Below are 19,717 nucleotides of genomic sequence, written 5' to 3' on the forward strand. Positions count from 1 at the left end.
AGCTATTTTTTCATATCAGCTTAACAGATTCCACCATAATTTTAGTTATTTAAATTTGTTAAATATATTAAAAATTAAAGCTCTTCTCCATTTGATGCAATAACCTTCTTATACCAGTCAAAACTCTTCTTCTTTCTTCTTTCTAGAGTTCCTTTTCCTTCGTTATCCTTATCAACATAAATGAAACCATATCTCTTTTCCATTTCACCAGTTGAAGCTGATACTAAATCAATACATCCCCATGGAGTATATCCTATTAATTCAACTCCATCTTTTATAGCTTCTTTCATTTCATTTATATGAGTTCTTAAATAATCAATACGATAATCATCATTAATGCTTCCATCTTCTTCAACCTTATCAAAAGCCCCTAATCCATTTTCAACAATCATTAATGGAATTTGATAACGTCCATATAAATCATTTAATACAATTCTTAATCCAATAGGGTCTATTTGCCATCCCCAATCACTAGCACTTAAATATGGATTCTTAACTCCACCCATAAGATTTCCTGATGTTCCTTCTAATTCTGGATCATGAGAAACACAATTGCTCATATAATAACTAAATGTATAGTAATCTACACAACCTTCTTTTAATACCTTTTTATCTTCTTCTGTTATATCTAATTTAATATTATTTTCTTCAAAATAACGTTTTGCAAAGAATGGATATTCTCCTCTAACTTGAACATCTCCACATAAATCATTTGCTATTTGATTTTTTTGTTGAGCTAAAATAATATCTTCTGGATTACATGTATATGCATAATTTGACATATATGCAAGCATACAACCAATCTTAAAATCTGGATTAATTTCATGTCCTAGCTTAACAGCCCTTGCACTTGCTACAAACTGATGATGTAATGCTTGGAATCTAATTTGTGGATCATCAACTTGCTTTGTAAAATCTTCAGTTCCTTCATTTAAAATTCCTAAACCAAGATATCCTCCAAGTGGCATAGTTCCACAGTTAATTTCATTAAAAGTCAACCAATACTTTACTACATCCTTATAACGATTAAATATTACATTGCAGTAATTAACATAAAAATCTATAACCTCTCTAGATGCCCAACCATTGTATTCCTTAGTTAAATTAAATGGCATTTCATAATGAGATATAGTTACTAATGGTTCTATATTATATTTCTTTAATTCTGCAAACACGTCATCATAAAACTTTAATTCTGCTTCATTTGGAACTTCATCATTTCCATTTGGGAATATTCTTGTCCAATTTATTGACATTCTAAATGTTTTAAAGCCCATTTCTGCAAATAATGCTATATCTTCTTTATATCTATGATAAAAATCAATAGCCTCATGAGATGGATAGTTAAGACCTTCAATAGTTTCTCTAGTAATTTTACGTGGAATTGTATGAGTACCACCTGTTAACATATCACTAGTACTTGCTCCTTTTCCATCTACATTCCAAGCTCCTTCAAACTGATTAGCAGCTGTAGCTCCTCCCCATAAAAATCCTTCTGGAAATACTGTATTTTTAATCATAATACCCTATTCTCCTCTCTATTAAATCCGATAATATTCTATTCCTATTTAAGAATGGATAATTAAACTTTTATATTTAATTATCCATTCATTAATTATTACTATCTAAACAACTACTGTTAATAAATTCTCATTATAGCTTGCCTTTTTATTATCAGTTTCAACTACATCTAAGTAGTTATCTGAATTTGTAACTATTACAGGAGTTACTGTTGAGAATCCTGCTTTAGATATAGCATTAATATCAAACTCTAATAATAATTGACCCTTTTTAATCTTTTCACCTTGCTTTACTTTTGGAGTAAAGTATTTACCTTCTAATTGAACTGTATCCATTCCTACATGGATTAATATTTCTGCACCCTTATCTGTAGTAATTCCTAATGCATGTGATGTTGGGAAAAGAGTTGTTAAAGTACCATCTGCTGGAGCAAAAACTTTACCTTCTACTGGTGTAATTGCAACACCTTTTCCTAAAGCACCTGATGAAAAAGCAGCATCCTTAACTTCTGATAAAGCTACAACATCACCTTTTAATGGACTAACTAATATTTCTTTATTAACTAAAACTTCTTTATTTTTTGTTGTATTTTCTTCTTGCATATCTTCTTCTGATAATTTACTAAACATCATTAATATAAATCCAACTGCTAATCCTGCAATACTTGCTATACACATTCCTAGTACTGAACTATCAAATCCTTCTGCACCCATAAATGTTGGAATTGCAAATACACCCATACCACCAATCATGTAAATCTTTGATCCAAAGATACCTAAAATACCTCCAGTTACTGCACCACCTATACAGCTTAATATAAATGGTTTCTTTCTTGGTAATGTAATACCGTAGATAGCTGGTTCTGTAACACCGAAGAATTCTGAAATAGCTGCTGGAATACATAATGATTTTAATTTTTTGTTTTTAGTCTTCATTAAGATTGCTAAAACTACACCTGTTTGAGCAAAACAAACTGCCATTGAAGCTGCTACAACTGGGTCATATCCTAATACTGCTATATTGTTCATAGCTATTGGAACTAATCCCCAATGTAAACCAAACATAACGAATACTTGCCAGAAAGCACCTATAAACACACCTGCTACTACTGGACTGAAGTTATAAATACCTGTTGTTACTGTCCCTAATAAATTTGATGCATAAGTTGAAACTGGACCAATTGCCATAAATGTTAATGGAACAACTATTAGTAATGTGAAAAATGGAACTAAGAAAGTCTTAACTACATCTGGAATAATCTTCTTTAAGAATTTTTCAACTATTGAAGCAATGAAAACTGCTAAAATTATTGGAATAACAGTTGATTGATAACTACTTGAAGGCATCATTACTGGAATACCAAAGAAAGTTACTGTAGTACCAGCTAAAGCTGTAATACTTGGATAAACCATTGCTGCTCCAATTGCCATACCAGTAAATTGATTTAACTTAAATTTCTTAGCTGCTGTAAATCCTAAGAATATAGGGAAGAAGTTAAATAAACAATCACCAATAGCATTTAAAATTACATATGTTGAATCAGTATCTGCTAATAATCCTGTTGCTAGTAATATAGCATTTAAACCTTTAATCATACCTGTAGCACATAAAACTCCAAGTACTGGTTGGAATACCCCTGAAATAATATCTATAAATTTATTAAATGGACTCATCTTTTCTTCTGAATCTGATGCCGCTTCTGCAAATCCACCAATTGCTACTACATCTGCATAAACATCTGGCACATGGTTCCCAATAACTACTTGATATTGACCACCACTTTTAATTACAGTTACTATACCATCCATATTTTTTAATACTTCTGTATTTGCTTTACTTTCATCCTTTAGTTTAAAACGTAATCTTGTTACACAATGTGTTAAACTGTTAACGTTGTCTTTACCACCAACATTAGCTATTATGTCCTTTGCCAATTTTTCATACTTCATTATTTCTCTCTCCTTTTATTTATATTTAAATTTTTATTCTTATTTATAAAAAAAAGCGAAACCAAGATTTATAGGACAATATAGATATATACTTATCCTATAAATTTTGGTTTCGCCTGATTTAACAGTAACAATCCCCAGCTTATTTTAAATTACCTTGCAGTAACTCTTTGAATATGCAATGTTAGGTATAATTTTTCAGAATCAGTTAATTCTACACCTAGGTATTTTTCAACCTTTAACATACATCCATAAGCTTGACTATATTTAATTTTAACTTGTTCTAGTAAAAATCCATCTTCAGATTCTACTACTTCCTTTTTACTTAATCTTTTAAAGAAAAATCTTAAATGTGTAACAAATCTTTCATAATTTAATGAGTTCTCGTCTAATTGAGTATTGTATGTATACTTCACAATATTCAATATGTCTTGAACCATTACAGTCAATTTTCCAACTTCATTTTTATTATCTAATGACTTATTTATTTGTGCATTGACTAAGTGTAATGCAATACTTCCTGCTTCATCCTCTGGTAAAGTTTGTCCAGTTTCATCCTCTATTAATTCAATGGCTTTTAAGCCTATTTTATATTCTTTAGGATAAAACTTTTTTATTTCCCATATTAAAACATTTGACCTATGAATACCTTCACTATCCAGCTTTAAAGCATAACTTATATGATCAGTTAATGTAACATATATATAATCATTTAGCTCTACGTCTAACATATTTTTAGCATATTCAATAATATCATAAGACAAGGATACATGTTCTACAGGAATATCTTCTAATAATATCTTAAACTTTTCCGTTGTCTCTTTTTGTTTTAAAATAAAGGTTTTTTCAACCTTGTTATCATTTATAGCATCTCCAACTTTCTTTTTAAATGCTATTCCACAACCTAAAGCTACAACTTCATTTTTTGATGAATCCACAGCTAATATAACATTATTATTAAATATCTGCTTAATAATCATATTTTGAAACACCCCAATAAATTATGATAAAAAAAATAAACCTTACACCAATTAAAAGGATAGTAAAATACCCACTTTAATCAATTAAGGTTTCTCCTGATTTAACAGTAACGCATTGTATTTACTTTGTAAACTTTTGTCTATGTTATTATATTACCTTTATTTATAATTTTTGTCAACAGTTTTTTTGATTAAATTTACTTACAAGGAAAAATCATTAAATTTGAAATTTAATTTCCTTTTCCTATTCCTGTACTAGGTTTATCTACTATTTAACGCTATTTTCTTATTTAATTCAAGTCATTATCAATAACCACTCCAAGTTTAGTTGAAATTATAGTATTAAGTTTATTAATTGAAAAAGTTAACGCAAGTATTTGCTTTTCCAAACGCATCAATAAATAAGCACTTATAGCGACAGGAAAACCAACATTCGCAATTAAATTAGTCAAATCACCAAACTCCATAACACACACCCCATTTTCATATTAAATTTAGTATAAAGACTATATCTCTCCCCCTGCCCAACAAAATCAGTGGTAGAAATTAACATTCTAGTTTTCTTCACAGAAGTTATCGTTAAGGCATTTAAAATGATAAATTATTAATTTGTAGGGAGCATTTATAATGAACCGTAGAATTTAATCATTGATGGAATAATTAAATTTAGCACAAACATTAACTTTTTCTTCCTATACCACTAAAGTTTAATGTATTTAAAAAGCTAAGCGAAGTTCTAAATCTTGATTTAGCTAACTAAGCTTACTCCTTGGATGATAAGAGAAGGAGTTACCTATTAAATCGTAAGGAATATTTGCAATAAGCCGTAGAATTTAATTAATTTTGGAGTGATAATTGCGTAAAAAAGTTTTAATGTCCGAAGCGGAGCAAGTTTTAAAACTTTAGCAATTATCACGGAAAATTTAATATAAATTCAAGGTGAAATTGCAATAATTCCTGGAGATTTAATAATTAACTTTTTTATATCACCTAAACTTCAAATTTTGTTGTTTCTTTTTGGGTTAATGCAGCACTTTCTTTTGCTACATAGTCACCTTTTTTATTGATAAAAACGTTGTTCTCTATTATTGCATTCATAAGAGCTTGGACCTCTTCATTTGAAACATCCTCTCTTACATCTGATATTGAAAAAGTAGATTTTTCTCCACTTTCAGTTAAAAATGTCATAGCTAAAGTATAAGTCATAAAAACACATCCTTTCATAAATTAAATTTAAATTTCAATAACAAGTTATACCCATAATTTTAATTACTTCAGTTTAATACTAAAGAAAAGTTAATAATCTTTAGTTTTGTTGAAGCTTAGATACTTCTGTTAAATAGAAATATCTAGTATCCTTATCCAAAACATCTTCAATAACTGTAACAACTGCACCTATTTTTTCTGGATCAGCATTTTCCTTAACCTTTCCAATAGTTTTTTTGCTGTAAATTGGATTTCCATCATTATCTGTATCTGTCTCCACCTCAATAGAAAGAGCCTTAGTTTCAAAAGTTTTAGTAACTGCCATTTTTCATTCCTCCCTTTACATTTTATTAATTAAGTTATTTCATATAATATATATACAATTTTAAGAAAATTTTATAGATATAAACAATTTTATTTGTTATAATGTTTAAGAATTTTTTAGGAGGTGAATTTAAATGACAAAGTTTTTAAACAAACTATCATCAAATGTAGTAATATATCTATCATTGATTTTTACTATAGGTATGGTGATTTTAAATGGAATTGGATTAATTAGTTTTACTAACTTATTTTCATTTAACAGTGTATATGAAATCATAGGTATTATATTATTTCTAGCTTTAATGTTTTTATTAACAATGTACTTACCTAAGATAAAAGATAATAAAAATTTCTTAATTATCTTATTCATAGTAGCATTTATACTTAGACTTATATGGATAATATGGATTCCTACTGAACCAACATCTGATTTTAAGGTTATGTATGATGGTGCAACAGAAATTGTAAATGGTAATTATAATGCTATATTAGATAGCTTTTACTTTAATGTTTGGGCATATCAATTAGGCTTTACTGGATATTTAGCTTTATTAATTAAAATATTTAACGGTTCTTTATTTATGATAAAGCTAGTTAATGTATTAATTACATCATGTATTCCAATAGTAATATATTTTAGTGCAAAAAAATTATGTGGTGAAAAGCCTGCTAGAATAGTCTCTATCTTATATGCTTTATACATTGGAAGTATAGCTAATACCTCTGTTTTAACTAATCAACATTTAGCTACACTTTTATTCTTTATTGCTATTTACTTAATAATAAGTGATGTTAATAGAATATATAAATGGTTATTAATAGGACTACTTATTGGTTTTGGAGATATAATAAGACCTGAAGGGTCAATAATATTAATTGCACTTTTATTATTTGGAGTATTTAAGAATATTACTAATTTAAAAGAAGTAGCTAAAAGTATTTTAGAATTTGTTGGAATATTAGTTATTGTAGTAATGATTTCTAAAATAGTATCCTTTGGATTTGTAAATAGTGGTATAAGTAATTATCCATTAGAAAATAGAGATCCTCTATGGAAATTTACTTGTGGATTAAATCCAGAAACTAAAGGTACATATAGTGATGCTGATTTAGTTTATTTACATAATGCAGAAGTTTCAGGTAAATCTAGAAATGAAGCTCATATGGAATTAATTAAAGAAAGATTATCAAATCCACCACAATTAATAACTACTATGGAATATAAATATGTTACTATGTGGGCTGTAAATGATACTTCATTACAATTTGCATTTACAGACAATGTAGATAAGCCAGAAGTTTATGATTTTACACTTAAATTAGAAAAAATTCAGTACATATTAATTATAGTATTATTTATGATTGGAATAATTAATATAATTAAAAGAAAAGAAGGTTTCACTAATAATCATATCTATTTAATAATTTTATTAGGTTATTTATTAGCACATTTACTTATAGAAATACAACCAAGATATCGCTACTTTGGATTACCAATATTCTTTATTATAGCGGCATATTGCTTTTCTAAACCTTCAAGAGAATTAAGATTCTCAAGATATAACTAAATATAGTAAATTTAAGAGCCAAGTAAAAGTAACATATAATATTGCTTTTACTTGGCTCTTATTTTATTATCTTAAACTTTAAATTACTATGTATACTTTAATATATTTTTACAATATGAATTACTTTTTAAAAACCCATATTTTATTAAATATATAATTAATAATCATTACAATTCCTGTTGCTAATATTAGTGATATAAACTTATTTATATTAAATAAATCAACTAATAAAAATAAAATACTTGTATTTAATATTAATCCAACTATGTTTAATATTATAAACTTAACAGATGCTTTAGCCTTCGAACCTTCAGTATATTTAAATACCCATATAGAATTCCAAAAATAACTATGAGCTGTAGCTACTGTATAGGCAATGACATTTGCTATTATATAATAAACTCCCATACCACTTAGAACAAAGAAAATTATCCAATTCAATAAAGTATTTAAAACTCCTACAATTGCAAATTTTATAAAATTAAAAAAATCTTTTGATACTATGTTCATTTTTATTACCTCTTAGCTGTTAGTGGAATCTCTACCAATAGCTACTTCCTTATATATGTCTTGGTTTTCTTCTATGTTTCCTGAATACTCATCTACAAAATATAGTGGTCTTCCTTTAACTTCAATGAATATTCTTCCAATATATTCTCCTATAAGCCCTAAACAAATTAATTGAATTCCTCCAAGCATTAATAATATGCATATTAGACTTGCATATCCTGGTACATCAACTCCATAAACAACAGTTTTTACTATAGTAAATATCATATAAATAAATGATCCTATAGCTGATAAAACACCTATTATTGTTGCTATTCTAAGAGGTGCTGTGGTAAATGAAGTTATTCCTTCTATAGCTAAATCCATAAGCTTAAAATAATTCCACTTTGTACTACCTGCTACTCTTGGATCTCTATCATATTCTATTTCTTTTTTCTTAAAACCTATTAAACTAAACATACCTTTTGTATATCTTTGCTTTTCAGGAAATGCTTTTAGCGCTTCAATGGCTCTTCTACTTAAAAGCCTAAAATCTCCAGTATCCTTTTGAATAGGTACATTAGAAACTGATTCCAAAACTCTATAAAAGGCTTTTGATGTAAATTTCTTTAACCAAGTTTCACCTTTTCTGTTTCTTCTCTTTGCATAAACATCATCATAGCCTTGCTCATAAAATTTAAGCATATCTACTATAAGTTCAGGTGGATCTTGCAAATCCGCATCTATAATTACAACTACATCGCCTGTAACATAATCAAATGCAGCTCCCATAGCTACTTCTTTTCCAAAATTTCTAGATAAATTTAAATACTGTACTCTTGAATCTTTCTTTCTGTATTCTTTAACTATTTTTAATGAATTATCTTTACTTCCATCATTAACAAATAAAAATTCTAATTGATATTTATCTATCCTTTTTGCAAGCTCTACTAACCTTTTGTAAAGATATGGAAGTGACTCTTCTTCATTATACATAGGTATTATTATTGATAATTTTTTATTATCCACTATTTTCCCTCACTCTATTTGTTGTCTATCAATATATAGTTTATCTATTTCATTTCCCAATAAATGAAAGAACAAATTTTAATTTGTTTAAACTAATGATTTTTTATACCTATATATTCTATATTAAAATGCAAATTATAACCATACTTTATTATTGTATTTTTATGTACTTACAATTCATATATATCTGATAGCTCACTAAATACTCTATCAATATCAACATCATATTTATCTATTGCTTCAACTTCATTTATAGTAATATTAGGAATATATATCTTAAATTCACTACCTACATCTTCCATGCTTTCTAGTTCAATATATCCATTATTAACATCTACTAATGACTTAACTAAAGATAACCCTATGCCACTACCTTCATTTTTTCTCTTAAAAGTTCTATCCACTTGGATAAATTTATTAAATATATTTTCTTTCATATTATTTGGAATGCCAATTCCATTGTCAGAGATAATTACTAGTATATAACCGTCCTTCTGCTTCATCCTTACATGTATAAATCCATTTTCTTTACTAAACTTTATTGCATTTGATAATAAATTCAATATTATTCTCTCTATCATATATGGATCACATTTTGCAATCATCTCTTCTTCATCTGTATCAAATGTTATATAAATATTTTTAACTTCAACAGAAGATAAAACAGACATTGTTACCTCTTCAACTAAACTTACTAAATTATAATTACCAAACTTAGGTTTAATAGCTCCACAATCAATTTTGTTTATATCAATCATATTTTGTATTATTTTAAGCATACGCAAGCAATTAATCCTTACACTTTTTTCATGCTTTAAATAATATTCCTTAAAAACTTCATCACTTTTTCCCTTAAAAAGACTCATAAGTTGAATAGATGAATAAATTATATTTATAGGTGTCTTTAATTCATGAGATAAATTTGCAAAAAACTCTTCTCTTTCTCTTTCTTCCCTCTTTAACTCTTCATAGCTTTTTTGAACATTATTATACTTTGCCATTAAATTTACATGTTCTACATTCATAACAAGCTTGTTTACTTCTTCTATTGTTTCATATGCATTCTTATAATCTTCTAATGACTTATAATCATTTGCCAATGCTTCATATGCATTAATAGCATACTTTATCCTATATTTCTTTGATATATTTACTGCATTCTTATGATGTTCTATAGCATTAAAAAATTCACCTATTTGGTAATATATATCTCCATATAACTTTTCTATATAATAATCTACATATGCAAAAATAAAATTATCTATATCTCCTTGGAAAAAGTTATTAATTTCATCTAATATATCTAAGTTATCTTTTATATTTTCTTTTTTTGTTTTTATGTTATATTGAACTATTAATAAATTTAATTGCACTTTATATTGACCTTGTTTTATATAATCAATTTTTTTTATTTCCTTCTCACATTCATATAATAATTCTTGTATAGAATTCATATCAGCATTCTTTTCTAAAAGACTATTTATAAGGTCAAATCTTACACATAGCCTAGTAGAAGTAAAATCTAAAAACCTATTATCATCTAATATGCTATAAAGTGTATTAATAGCCTTATCCCTCATTCTTATTTCATCATATCCAATTCCTATGTAATATAATATCAACATCTCCATATAGATATCATTATAATATTTTGCTATATCCAATGCTTTTAAATACAAATCTATTGCCTTTTCAAATTCTCCATAAATTATAGAATAAACAGCTCCAATAGAAACATATAATTGTGCAGACCGTACTGATTGAAATTTAGTTATATAATCCAATGCTTTACCTAAATACATCTTTATTAAATTTTCCGGTTCTCCCCTTTTAGCCATATAAGCTGCGGTTTTAGTATCTAACATAGTCAAATCTTCATAAGCTTCTAACTCTTTATATATTTTTTCAGCTATTAAATAGTGCTTTTCAAAGCTATTAAATTCTTCTAATACAATATTATTTAGTGCTATTAATGCATGTGCTCTTGCTATAAAATACTTATCGTTTAAGTTATTAGCATATTCTAAAGATTTAAGTCCAGCTTCTATACTTTCATTATATGATCTTGTTCTATATCTAGTTAAAGCCAATAAATAATGTACTTTAAATAATATTTTATTCCCCAAATCATAACCAATACTATTTAAATTCTCCTCTATTTCATTCCTAATTCTTTTCGCCTTATTTATATCTAAATTTATTTCTGTTATATATTCAAATATCTCTATGTAATTATCAATTATTTTTTCCACTTTACTGCCCCCATTTAAAAAATCTCAGTATTATTATACTATTTTTACACTTTTTTGTAATTGTTTTTCTCCATTTTTTCACATAAAATGCTTTTATATCAAAATTTAAAAATACATTTTCCCCCTGAAAGATATGCAAATTTAATTATAAAACTTTAAAATTAATACTATTTACAAATTCCTTTTAATAAAAAATTAATTAAATTTAATTCTCGTTATAAAAAAAAGTGACAAGCTAATGCTTATCACTTTTTTACACTTCTCAATTCTAAAAATATTTAATTATCTTCTTTTCTTTAATCCTAAACATCCAGCAGCTAAAGATGTTACTCCCATGAATAAAGCTGCAACTCCTCCTAAATCTCCTGTATTAGGAAGTTGTCCTTTACTACTTGTTTTATTTGTACTATTTCCTGAAGTACTAGCTGCTACATTGTTACTTTCACTATTTGTTGTAGTTCCAGAGGCTACATTATCACTTCCTGTATTAGCACTTTCATTATTATTTCCATTACCAGCATTAGTGTTTCCACCATTTTCTGTAGATTCACTAGCAACTAAATTATCAATAGCTCCTTGTAATTCCTTTTCTACTTTTGCTATATCAGTACTAGTAGCTTCTTCATTTTCAAATACAGCCCTCGCTTTACCTAGAGTTTCTTGTAAGTTAGACCAAGATGAAGCTGTATATTGGTTTGCATCTAAAGTTTCAACTTTATTAATTAACCCTTCCAATTTATCTTTACTTGGTTTTAATCTTAATTCTAAGAATCCTCTTAAACCTTCTTTATAAGATTCAGCCACTTCTGCTTCAAGAGCATTTTCATCTGCTACAATAGCATTTGCTTTTTCAACAACTGTTTGTAAATTAGTCCAAGTAGATTGAATATATTCATCAGAATTTAATCCATTAATTCTATCTAATAAGTTAATTAATTGAGTTTTATCTCCTTTAATAAACTCTAACATTTGCATTACACCTGATAATCTTTCAAAAGCCTCATCTATTTCTGCTTGAGTTGAACTCTTATTTTCTAATATAGCCTTAGCTTCTTCAAGAGCTTCTATAAACTCATTAGCTACTGCAGGAACAACCTTTGAAAGTTCTTCTTCAGTGACTTCATTAGCTAATTCAACAGCAATTTCAAGATGAGAAGTAAACTCTACTTCTGAAGCCTTTGCATTAATTTTTATTGCAGTAACTGAATGTGGAGTTAATGTATATTGGAAATTACTAGTTTTAATAGTTTCAACAACAAACTCTTCCACAACTACATTATCTTTGTTATCAATGGTATTTTCAGCATCAAAGCTTGGACCATCTACTAACATTCCTTCTCCAGTTTTTCCTCTAAAATCAAACCCATCTACATTTATATTAACGCTAACTTCTTCTTTTGCAGTATTTACTAGCATTAAATATAAGTTTCCTTCATCATCCTTAGTTATCATAGTATCTAAGGCTTCTAAATTACCATATACTGTTTTATTATTAATAACTTTTTCATTTAAAACATAATTTCCTGTCATATTATTAAATAAAGTAAATACCTTTGCACTAGGAGTTGCAACAAACTCTATTTCCCCATTTTCATTGTATATACTTTGAATTATAGCTTGACCACCAGGCCCTAATAAGTCTCCTCCTGGAAAATCTACTAAACAATGCTTAGTTGCATATGGAATTGATTCAATATCTGCAAATCCAATTATAGATTTTGCTGTATATAAAGCATTTATTTGAGACTTTACAAACCTACTGCTATCATTAAATATCCCATATTCAGATACAACTACACTAACATCTTTTGCTTTTTCTTCCCCTAGTACTTCTTTTATTTTATTTTCATAATTTTGAGCCACATTTACCTTTTCTTCTGCTCTATATAATATTTTTTCATAATAATTTGCATCAGAACTACTTATTGTTCCTGAATAAGGATGTGTAACTATTCCATCATAACTTTTTTCCGTTCCCATTCTAGTTATAAAGTTCTCACTATCATAGCATGAATATATCTTTATATCTGGATCAACCTTTTTCATTTCTTCATAATAATCAACATATCCATCTCTATGAGCCTTATAAGAAACCTTTATTTCTTTTCCTTCTGCTGGAATATTTCCATTTATACCATCACCAAAATTTATTCTTCCGCTTTCATTATCATAAACAAATACATTACTTGCACCTTGACCTTCTAAAGACTCAACTTGTTGCCAAGTTTGTCCACCAACAGTTAATACTAGTGTATGTTCAACTATTGGATAATATCTAATTATTTTTTCTTGATTAGCTTTCCCATTACTTCTACCAGCAGTAGAATTTCTCCAATCCTCATATTCAACAACAAATTGGTTATTAAATTGGAATTCACCACCATCTATATAAGCTCCCATTGGATCATTAGATGCTGTTGTCCAATAAGCTTGCTCACTTAATAATTGAAATTCATTTCCCAGTTCAAAATGAGTAACATTATAAGGTTCAACTCTTCCATTTTCAGCTCTAACTTCAGCCCAATCTATTCCTCCATTTGGATTTTCTCCTACTTCGCAATTTAAATATTCAACCAAATCTGCTGCATCAAGCTTATTACCATTACCCATATTATAAACATAGGCAAGCTCACTATTATTTTCTTCTGCATATTTAGCAACTTCATCTACCCCAAAGTAAGGAAACTCTGGTTCTTGCTCTGGATCACCATGAATAGTATATTTTCTTTCATCTATATCTCCAATTGACTTCTTCCATTCAAAAAGATTTGCAACCTTTCCACCTGGATATCTTATAGCACCAAAATTAGATTCCTTATATAACTCATCAAATTCCTCTTTAACCTTTAAGTTTTCTGTATCATAACTGCCATAGCCATCCTTATGATACCTATGATTAGCCCCAAATAAAAATCTACCTATTTCCCTAAACACATCATTTATATCAGCCTTAACTAAAATATCATCTCCAATCTTATTATTTAAAGCTTCATTTACTTGTTCATTTAAATTATTTAAATAATTTATTTGATTTACAAACTCTTTAGCATCTTCTATATCACTTGATACTAACTCTTCTGATTTATTTATTTCACTTAAAAATTTATCAATTAAATCTCCACTTAAAAAATCAACAGCTAAATTATAAGTTTCATATGCCACATTAATAGCACTTAATAATTCATCCTTTAATATACTTATATCAGCATTTTCATAATAAATATTAAGTATCTGTTCATCTGTCAAACAATCCCCAAATATCATAACCTCATCAACTATACCATTTAAAGCTAAACCGTTATTATTTTTATGGTCCCCTAATCTTAAAGGATCATTAGAATTTGATAATGACGATAATAAATGTGTACTATCGAGCTTTCCATTTATATAAAACTTAATTTCCTTCTTAGAATAATCACTAACCATAGCTACATTTATCCACTTATCTTGAGTTAACTTTTCATTACTAAAGCTATCAGAACCACTAACAAAAGACCCTAATTTATCTCCACTACTACTTGCAGCATAATAAAGTATTGATTTACCATCGCCTTCTTGTTGTAGTAAAATGGTATGTCCACTCCTATTATTCTCACTTTCTGGTGATATATTTACCCAAAAGGATAAGGAAACGTTTTCTTGAGCTAAATTAAAAATCGAAGGAATACTTAAAAATGTTCCCTTTTCCCCTGTTAACTTAAGCCCCTTATTATTCTTTCCACCATCAACAATACTGGCATTTCCCTTCAAAGTTGCATCTTTTCCATTATTACTATCATCAATAATATTATCCCCTTCAACATTTTCAAATGTCCAGTATCCTTTTAAACTATCCATTGGTATAGCATCATTTTCTATAGCTCCTGCATACATACTTGGAAAATACGAAGTAGTAATAGCTAACACCGTAGCCATTGCAAGTATTTTTTTTATTTTCATAAATTTCTCCCTCCATTTATAATAAATTACAATACTTTATACATTAACTATCTTAAAACTTTATAATTAATATGTTTTAATATCCCTATGTAAAATTATACCATCTAAAAATTATGTTTACTTTTTTTTCGTTTTTCATTTTCTTTCAAATTTTTATCCACTATCTTGTTACTTCAAGCAAATAAGTATTATTCTTCATGTTCTAACAGCTACCGCCCGCGGGGTGAATCCAAATATTGGATTCACCCCGCGGGCGGTATTTATAAAAAATATACATATCTTAAAAGTAAACATAATATTATTTATATATACAAAATAAATTAATGGGGGAATCTTATGATTATAGCTGTTTGTGATGATAATGATATTGCATTAAATAATATATGTTCTTTAATTGAAAAAAACTTAGAGAAGCAATGTAGACTATTAAAATTTAATACAGCATCAGCTTTAGAGTTTTATATAGAGGATAATAAAAAAATTAATTTAGACATTCTTGTTATAGATATTGATTTAGGAAACTCCAATGGAATTGACCTTGCTAAAAAAGTAAAATCACATTTTCCACTTATAAAAATTATATTTATTACTGGTTTTATTAACTATGCTGAAAATATTTTTGAAGCTGATCCAACATATTTTATAGTAAAGCCTATAAAAGAAGATAAATTGGTAGACGCATTAAATAAAACTATAAATGCCATAAATGAAGATAAGCCAGATATCATATCCATTTCTTCAAAAGGCGCTATAACTAATATCAATTTAAAAAATCTAAAATATATTGAAAGCTTTAAAAGACAAATTATAATCCATGAATCTACTGATGAAATTAAGCTGTATTTCAAATTAAAAGAAATTGAAAAAATTCTTCCTTCACATTTTGTCCGCTGCCATCAAAGCTATATAGTAAATATGAATAAAGTTAAGTATTTAAATACTGGATCTTTTTCTTTATATGATGGTGAAAGTATTCCTATAAGTCAGTCAAGATACAATAAAACCAAAGAATCATTTATAAATTATTTAGGAGAAAAGCTATGTCATTAAAATCCTTAGCTATAATTAGTTTATTAATAGAGTCTTGTCTTACTTTTATATTCTTAATAAATGTATTAAACCTTAGGATAAATATCTTTAAGACATTTTGCATATTAATGGCTAGTATAATTTCTACTTCTATAGTAACTTACCCACTAAAAGAATTTCTTATTGTAAAACCTATAGCCATGGCAATTGTTTTATATATATGCCTAAGAAAAATTTCAAAAAACTCATCAAAGGAAATAATAATTATACTATCTGTTACTATCGGTTTCATCCTTGTAACAGATTTTTTTGCTCACTATATATATGGAATTTTTACAAATTTTGATTATACAAATTCACTTGAGCTTTCTGTCCCTAGAATTATAGCTATTCTCTTTGGATACATAGTTTACTTTACTTTAACTATGGGATTTTCTTTGTTTTGGAATAAAATTGTAAACTCCATAAAAAAGATTTTTATATTAATACTAATTTTAGTTCCAACTTCACAATTCACTTTACTTTTAGGTATGTATCTATATAACTATGATAATTTAACTGAAAAATTACTACAGTATGGAATTGCTTGTGTAGTTATCTTAATTGCAGTTGACACACTACTCTACCTTAGTATAAAAGAATATTCTAAGCTTACAAAAAAGGAAAAAGAGAGAGAATTTGAAAAAATGAAACAAGGAATGGAATTCTCCTACTATAAGTTAGCTAATCAAAATAAAGAATATATATCCAAGCTTAAACATGATATTAGAAATCAGCTTCAAACCGCTTATTTTCTTCTTAATAATTCAAATAATAATATTGATGCACAAAATATCGTTGATAACATAAGTCATAGGCTTGAATCTTTAGATAATATTTATTACTGTGAAAATTCAATTGTTAATACTATTATTAGTTTAAAAACTACTGAAGCAAAAAAGTATAAAATCCCAACGAAAATTTCTTTAAGAGATATTGATAAATTAGTAATTAACGAATTAGATTTATGTAGTATATTTAGTAACTTATATGATAACGCCATAAATTGTTGTATAAAAAATAAATATAAAGAAAATAACTTTATAAGCATAATTTCTTCTAAAGAAGCTGGCTATATAGTTATAAAGTTTTTAAATTGGTGTGACTTAGATATTGTCTTTAATAAAAAAAATACTATTTTAACAACTAATAAAGATAGTAAAAATCATGGCTATGGGTTAAAAATATTAAATGATATAACAAATAGATATGATGGAAACTTAAGTATGAAGCATGAAAATAATATTTTTTCTATAACACTATTATTAAAAATAGAATGAAACTTTAAATAATTACATTTTACACTTTAAAAATTACATCTCTAACCTTTATAAAAATTTTATTTTAGGAGGTGTTTACAATGCAAAAATTAAAAAAATTCATTTCACTTACAGTTTCATTAGCTTTTTTGCTTTCCTTTATTGGTAATCAAGGAATAACATTTGCACAAGATAATCCTGATGCAGAAAATTCTATAGAAGCACAAGAAGCTATGAAAGAAGAAACTTTCCTTGATGAAAGCTTAAATGAAGCTACCATCTTAGAAGAAACAGAAGAAGAGTTAATAGACGAAATAACTCCAGTTATAGATGAAACTACTTCGGATGAAGCTGAAATTACTACAGATATAAATGAATCAACTACATCAAACGAAACTATTAATAATGAAGATAATCTTGATGAAGTTATTATAGAAGATGTATCAGAAATTGAAGAATTTCCAAAAGATACTTCTACTGATAATACTAATGAAATAGAAGCTGAAGAGAATCCTATATTAACTAATGGAACCTCTGAAGAAGTATCTGAAAATGAAAATTCCAAAGAAACTACCTTAGAAGAAAAAGTTGAAGAAGTTCAAATTCCCTCTTCTATAGATGATATAGAAGTATATAGTATAGAAACTAATGGAACTTCCTTTGATTTTAGTAACTATACCATTCTTCCTTCAATAACTTTAAATGTAGCTGAAGAATTTAATCAATATATATCAACACAAATTACGCTTGTAAATATTAATGACACTAGTAAAACAGTATATTATACTTCTTATGGAAATAATATATCTACATTTGTTCCTGAAACTACTTCTGTTTCTGGAACTTATGAAATTTCAAAAATAGAAATTATACTTGATACAACTTATACTACTTTAGCTTATATAAACCCAAAATATAAAGATATAACAACAAGTTCATCTAATCGGACTGAATATAAAGACCTTGCACCTAACTTTCAATTAGAAATTATTAATTATGAGCCATTCAAATACTCCTTTGAAAACTTTAGTGTACCTCATATAGTTTCTAATGGTAATGAATTTACAGCTACTGTAACAATTAAATCAAATAGAGAGATAACAGGCCTTACAATCTGGTATCAATCAGATAATGATAGTATTGTTTTATATGATAATTCTGTAATTAAAGATGGTGATAATTATACTATTTCACCAATACCATACGTTTACGGTCAAGGATATACTCCATTTGAGTATTTAAAATCCGGAACTTATAGCGTAGAGTCAATGATTATTGAATATAAATATGATTCTTCTGACATTTTTGCTACATCTTATTTATCAATTTCAAATATAACTAGTGATGATGAATTTGAAAATGATGATTCTTACGATTTTAGCCCTTTAAACATAATATGCAACAATCCTAATGAAGATTTAACACCTCCAGTAATCAATAGTATTACTATGGAAAAAAATATAATTAACTTAAATGAAGTTGATACTTCAGATGGTATTAAAATTAATATTTCAGCCGACGTAATAGATGATCTATCTGGATTTTCTAATATGGATACATGGATGTTTTTAGTTTGGAATTCTCCTAATGGTACTTCTCCTATTTATTCGGAATTATATTATAATGATAGCTCAAATATGTTTGAAGGTTATGTATCTATAGATAAAGACCACCTTTATGAAGGCATTTATACGCTAGAATTTTTGTCTGTTTGGGATAGAGCTAATAATTTACTTAGCTATGACCGTGAAACTGACTCTGAATTTTTATCTAACTATGATATAACTATAACTAGAGATAGCTTAAACAATAACGGTAGCGATAATAACAACAATAATAACACTAGTAACAAGCCTAATGATTCATCAAATATTGGATCTAATTTATCTGGTAATAATAGTACAATTACTATTACTCCAACAAATAATAATACTAGTTCTCAAGTATCATCAAATAGCTCTACTTTAAATAAAACTACTCTTCCTTATACAGGAAGTCCTATTTCAAGTATATTTATCATTATATTTGGTAGTCTTATTTCAATAAGTGGATTTTATATGATTTTACGAAAAAAAGTTAATAAAGTCTAATAACTTTTATTTTTCTTTTTGTTATGTATTAGAATAAATCAAA

At 27.1% G+C, this 19,717-nt stretch carries 14 protein-coding genes; 4 read left to right on the plus strand and 10 right to left on the minus strand.

Annotated elements, in window-relative coordinates; genetic code table 11:
• Window positions 1-74: 74 nt before the first annotated feature.
• From HMPREF0216_RS01500 to HMPREF0216_RS01520, 6 genes are all read right to left on the minus strand, one after another.
• The gene (locus HMPREF0216_RS01500) at window positions 75-1,520 is read right to left on the minus strand and encodes a glycoside hydrolase family 1 protein (RefSeq protein ID WP_005210330.1); all 1,446 of its coding nucleotides are present in this window, start codon (window positions 1,518-1,520) and stop codon (window positions 75-77) included.
• Between the two features lie 105 nt (window positions 1,521-1,625).
• Window positions 1,626-3,470: a beta-glucoside-specific PTS transporter subunit IIABC gene (locus HMPREF0216_RS01505; RefSeq protein WP_005210331.1), complete on the minus strand. Its 1,845-nt coding sequence runs from the start codon at window positions 3,468-3,470 to the stop codon at window positions 1,626-1,628.
• A 152-nt stretch (window positions 3,471-3,622) separates the two neighbouring features.
• The gene (gene licT, locus HMPREF0216_RS01510; protein WP_005210332.1) at window positions 3,623-4,450 is read right to left on the minus strand and encodes a BglG family transcription antiterminator LicT; all 828 of its coding nucleotides are present in this window, start codon (window positions 4,448-4,450) and stop codon (window positions 3,623-3,625) included.
• 290 nt (window positions 4,451-4,740) lie between these two features.
• Complete coding sequence (locus tag HMPREF0216_RS16640; RefSeq protein ID WP_005210334.1) at window positions 4,741-4,917, minus strand: YvrJ family protein; 177 nt, start codon at window positions 4,915-4,917, stop codon at window positions 4,741-4,743.
• A 523-nt stretch (window positions 4,918-5,440) separates the two neighbouring features.
• A complete protein-coding gene (locus tag HMPREF0216_RS01515) occupies window positions 5,441-5,656 on the minus strand; it encodes a DUF2922 domain-containing protein (protein ID WP_040418502.1) in 216 nt (71 codons plus the stop codon).
• A gap of 100 nt (window positions 5,657-5,756) precedes the next feature.
• Window positions 5,757-5,981 carry a DUF1659 domain-containing protein gene (locus tag HMPREF0216_RS01520; RefSeq protein ID WP_005210338.1) on the minus strand — a complete coding sequence of 75 codons (225 nt, stop codon included), beginning with the start codon at window positions 5,979-5,981 and terminating at the stop codon, window positions 5,757-5,759.
• Between the two features lie 133 nt (window positions 5,982-6,114).
• Here HMPREF0216_RS01520 and HMPREF0216_RS01525 point away from each other — a divergent pair, with 133 nt between their 5' ends.
• A complete protein-coding gene (locus tag HMPREF0216_RS01525; protein ID WP_005210339.1) occupies window positions 6,115-7,548 on the plus strand; it encodes a glycosyltransferase family 39 protein in 1,434 nt (477 codons plus the stop codon).
• Between the two features lie 120 nt (window positions 7,549-7,668).
• Here HMPREF0216_RS01525 and HMPREF0216_RS01530 read toward each other — a convergent pair whose 3' ends face one another.
• The 4 genes from HMPREF0216_RS01530 to HMPREF0216_RS01545 all read right to left on the minus strand — a co-directional run bounded on the left by HMPREF0216_RS01530 (window position 7,669) and on the right by HMPREF0216_RS01545 (window position 15,257).
• Complete coding sequence (locus tag HMPREF0216_RS01530) at window positions 7,669-8,058, minus strand: GtrA family protein (protein ID WP_005210340.1); 390 nt, start codon at window positions 8,056-8,058, stop codon at window positions 7,669-7,671.
• Window positions 8,059-8,070: 12 nt separating this feature from the next.
• The gene (locus HMPREF0216_RS01535; protein WP_005210341.1) at window positions 8,071-9,066 is read right to left on the minus strand and encodes a glycosyltransferase family 2 protein; all 996 of its coding nucleotides are present in this window, start codon (window positions 9,064-9,066) and stop codon (window positions 8,071-8,073) included.
• Between the two features lie 170 nt (window positions 9,067-9,236).
• Window positions 9,237-11,318 carry an ATP-binding protein gene (locus HMPREF0216_RS16135; RefSeq protein WP_005210342.1) on the minus strand — a complete coding sequence of 694 codons (2,082 nt, stop codon included), beginning with the start codon at window positions 11,316-11,318 and terminating at the stop codon, window positions 9,237-9,239.
• 282 nt (window positions 11,319-11,600) lie between these two features.
• Complete coding sequence (locus tag HMPREF0216_RS01545; protein WP_005210343.1) at window positions 11,601-15,257, minus strand: LamG-like jellyroll fold domain-containing protein; 3,657 nt, start codon at window positions 15,255-15,257, stop codon at window positions 11,601-11,603.
• 336 nt (window positions 15,258-15,593) lie between these two features.
• Here HMPREF0216_RS01545 and HMPREF0216_RS01550 point away from each other — a divergent pair, with 336 nt between their 5' ends.
• The 3 genes from HMPREF0216_RS01550 to HMPREF0216_RS16140 all read left to right on the plus strand — a co-directional run bounded on the left by HMPREF0216_RS01550 (window position 15,594) and on the right by HMPREF0216_RS16140 (window position 19,674).
• A complete protein-coding gene (locus HMPREF0216_RS01550; RefSeq protein ID WP_005210344.1) occupies window positions 15,594-16,307 on the plus strand; it encodes a LytR/AlgR family response regulator transcription factor in 714 nt (237 codons plus the stop codon).
• The gene (locus HMPREF0216_RS01555) at window positions 16,298-17,605 is read left to right on the plus strand and encodes an ATP-binding protein (protein ID WP_040418503.1); all 1,308 of its coding nucleotides are present in this window, start codon (window positions 16,298-16,300) and stop codon (window positions 17,603-17,605) included. Before HMPREF0216_RS01550 ends, HMPREF0216_RS01555 begins: the two co-directional genes overlap by 10 nt.
• Window positions 17,606-17,685: 80 nt before the next feature.
• On the plus strand, window positions 17,686-19,674 hold the full coding sequence (locus HMPREF0216_RS16140; RefSeq protein WP_005210354.1) for an LPXTG cell wall anchor domain-containing protein: 1,989 nt from the start codon (window positions 17,686-17,688) through the stop codon (window positions 19,672-19,674).
• Window positions 19,675-19,717 lie beyond the last annotated feature (43 nt).

This window comes from Clostridium celatum DSM 1785 (genome assembly GCF_000320405.1).
Lineage (GTDB): Bacteria > Bacillota > Clostridia > Clostridiales > Clostridiaceae > Clostridium > Clostridium celatum.